The sequence below is a fragment of the Bartonella sp. AD24XZML genome (genome assembly GCF_042196485.1).
GTDB lineage: Bacteria > Pseudomonadota > Alphaproteobacteria > Rhizobiales > Rhizobiaceae > Bartonella.
In genome coordinates, this window is the sequence record NZ_JBHIQH010000046.1 from 1 (window position 1) to 3,340 (window position 3,340).

Here is a 3,340-nt window from a genome sequence, read left to right on the forward strand (position 1 = left end):
ATGGTCCGTAATGGTTGCGGTTAAAAGACGCTGGTAAAAAACCTCATGAACAGGTTTATCTCCCACCTTGACCACAATAAAAGGGTGTGTACGCATTAATCCCATAACCGCTTCACCATGCTTTGGGGATTAGACAACACAAATTCAGGCAGAATAACCGTTAAGCCCCGCGGTAAAAACATACCATATTTGGCAATCTCTGGATTGGCTTCCAATGTGGCTTCACAATAGCCTTTGAGTAAACCAGCTTGCCTCCGATCTCCTAACACAGCCATGGCATGGTGAAAGCAGATAAGATCGAGACTCATATCCTCTAACTCTACAACAACATGCTTTTCTGGTATTTTCATGGAGTTTGTCCCACTTGATATTGTCCCACCTGATATTGACCTTGTGGTTTTCCGCCATTGAAAAAGGGCAAGAGCGTAATGGAATAGCGGATACGTTGTGATTGACCAGAGCGACTGATATAGTCGTGCTCTTTATTGATCGTGGTGATCACCACGGGACCATGGAGAAGAACACTATAAGTGGTATCATTGATCCAACGAAGCATCTGGACCGGCTTTGCTCTTCGAATGGTTCTGCTTATGGCATCAATGGCTACACGGTCACCAAACTCTTCTGGAAACCAAACGCCATGAATGGTTTTTGCATCATTGCCATAGCCGGTAAATTGCAAACTGGGTGCCTTGCCAAAACGCTCCATACAAACCCATGAAGCAGAAAACTCTTCTTCAAAGGATTGGAAATTCAGCCAGTCCACATAAAATTGATGCGGTCCTAACATCATCAAAGGATCTCTCATAGGCTCCCCCCCCTCATTCTGTCCCGCCATGTAGCGCATTAGCGCGTGCACGTTGAATGGCGTGGGCAACCGCATGACCAGTGGCAATGGGATCACGGGCACCATTGACATGCACTGTTACATTTTGATTGTGTGTGATGGTGGAACGGTCTTTGTCTCTTTGCTCTCTCGCAGAGTAATTGGCATGCCCCGCCCCCGCAAATTGTGCAATCGGTTGAATGGCTGTTGTGCCTCCCAAAAAACTTGGCAAAAACTCTCTTACATCAATGGAACCAATCCACCCCTTAATGCGGCTAGGCAAAGATTTACAATAATCCATCAATTGTGAGATAGACGACATAAAGCCATCGACAATCGAATTAGCCAGATCTTCGCCCGCTTGTTCCATACCAGCCTTGGCACTCTCCGAGAGCTTTTCCTGTGTAAAAAAACTCTTCAACCATTGCCAAAAGTTGGAAAAGCTTTGTTTAACGCCCTCCCACAAATTGCCAAACCACTCGGCAACAGAGGAAAGCTCTTGTTTAAACTTTTGCCAAGTTTGAGAGAGATCAAAAGCATTGGCGATTATATTTTTCCAACGCGTAATGGTGGCGGTATCGGCACCAAAAAAGCGCATAACAGCTTCAAAGGCTTGCCCAAAAGCCCGAGATACCCCCCGTGCAAAGCCCTTCATAAAAGAAGAAAAACGATCCCAATATTTCCACAAAGCAAAACCAGCAGCCAGTATGACCGCCACAACAGCAGCAACCGCAGCCCCGATTGGGGTAAAAATAGCCCCCGCAACAGAGGCAATACCAGCTCCAACCACTTCGATCACTGTCCCGATCCAACCAAAAGAGGCAGCAAATGCACTTCCTGAGATCATAACGCCGCGAAACGCTGCCACGAGTAAAGTCATCGGACGCAAGAGTCGAAGTGAACTTGCCCCAAGACCCGCGGTTAGCAAGCCCAGTGCGCGACCTGAAGCCGCTAACCCTCGCCAACTTGCAGCAACACCACGACTGAGTACTCTAAGCTTGATAAAAGACGTGATCAATTGAAGAAGCCCAAGACGTGTGCCAGCCAAAGTAAAGCGCAAAACCCGTAGAGCAATATTAAAAGCCATCAGGGCAGCAATGGTTTTGATAATGGCGCTTGTTAAAGTGGGATGGGCATTGGCCCACGCCATAAGCCCATTGGTAAAATTGCCAACACTTTCCATCAAACTGTTGAGGGGGGGCAGAAGCACTTCACCAATGCTAATCCCCAAAGCCACAATGCGGTTTTGTAAGAGTTCAAATTGCCGCATGGCACCGGTTGCTTGTTTGTCTGCTTCTTGTTCTACCGAGCCTTTAAAGACTTTTGGGTCTTCAACATATTTTAAAGCTTGCCCTAACAATTCGGGATTGCCCACCAATTTGGCAAAATCACCGGTAAAATCGCGCCCCGCAATGGCAATCAGCGAGCGCATCCCCTGTTCGGATTTACCCAACACATTAAAAAAGCGCACCAAGGTGCCGGTGGCATCTTTGTCCAGATCTTGCATAAATTTTTCACGAGAAAGCCCGATATTAGCAAAAGCATCTTCAATATGCTTGCCCCCTGCCTGTATACGCGCACTCATGGCATTAAAACCACGCGCTGCACTCTCAGGAACAATCCCAGCAGAAATCATTGCCGTACCAAAAGCTGCGGTTTCACGGGCAGTGAGTTTAAACATAGTAGCGGCACCGGTGGCACGATTGGTAAAATCAGACACTTCACTGGCTTTTGCCGCCATGTGGTTCGAGAGATGATTGATAGCATCGCCTAGATCTTCAATGCCTGCTTGATTAAGCTTAAAGACATTGCGCAATTTGGCAAAGCGCTCCCCAATCTGATCTCCTGTCATATCAAAAGCAACAGCCGCTTTGGCAGCATAAATGCTAAAAGCTTCCAGATCTTGTTCGTCAACCCCTGCTTGGCTGGCACTGGTCATCAGTTCTAAAACTTCACGTGCCGCTAGCGGAATCTTGGTGGAGGTTTCAAGCGCAAAACGGCGCAATTCCTTTAAGCGATCAAGAGGGGCATCCAGAACTTTTTCCAAGCCTTTCATCGATTGGTCAAATTGCATGGCTTTATAGAGCGGTGCAATTAAGGTTGCTGTTTGCGCAAGCGCACCCACCATACGCCCTCGCGCTTGGATAAAAGCATTTTCCGCATTCTTTGTCGCTTGGCTCAGATGCTCAGGGTCAAACCAATTTTTAAAATGCTGCCTTGTCTTGTTTTGGAAATGCGCAACATCTGAACTAAAGACTGCAAGATCACGCTTGGCAGAAGCGATCCCCTCTTGCAGATGATTGACAAAACGCACAACAAGGGAAACATCCATGACGATTCTTTATCCTAACTGATGACTTTCATATTCTTGTTGTTTCAGGCGCGCTAATTCGCTGCGATAAGCAATCACATCCAGCCAATCCATCTGGTTAATCTCTGAAGGCACCCAGTGATAATAAAGGGCTAGTTCTGCCCCAAATTGTCTGGCAGAGAGGATTGGCGTTGCGTAAAAAA

At 47.1% G+C, this 3,340-nt stretch carries 3 protein-coding genes and 1 pseudogene; all 4 read right to left on the reverse strand.

The window, feature by feature from the left end; all coding sequences use genetic code 11:
- Positions 1–96 (reverse strand): annotated as a pseudogene (locus tag ACFIMX_RS04175) (late control protein); the annotation flags it as partial.
- Positions 96–350: a tail protein X gene (locus ACFIMX_RS04180; protein ID WP_375639937.1), complete on the reverse strand. Its 255-nt coding sequence runs from the start codon at positions 348–350 to the stop codon at positions 96–98. The pseudogene ACFIMX_RS04175 and the gene ACFIMX_RS04180, both read right to left, overlap by 1 nt.
- Entirely contained in the window at positions 347–808 is a 462-nt protein-coding gene (locus tag ACFIMX_RS04185) for a phage tail protein (protein WP_375694064.1), read from the reverse strand. The genes ACFIMX_RS04180 and ACFIMX_RS04185 overlap by 4 nt, the downstream gene beginning before the upstream one ends.
- Positions 809–821: 13 nt before the next feature.
- Complete coding sequence (locus ACFIMX_RS04190) at positions 822–3,158, reverse strand: phage tail tape measure protein (RefSeq protein WP_375694065.1); 2,337 nt, start codon at positions 3,156–3,158, stop codon at positions 822–824.
- Positions 3,159–3,340 lie beyond the last annotated feature (182 nt).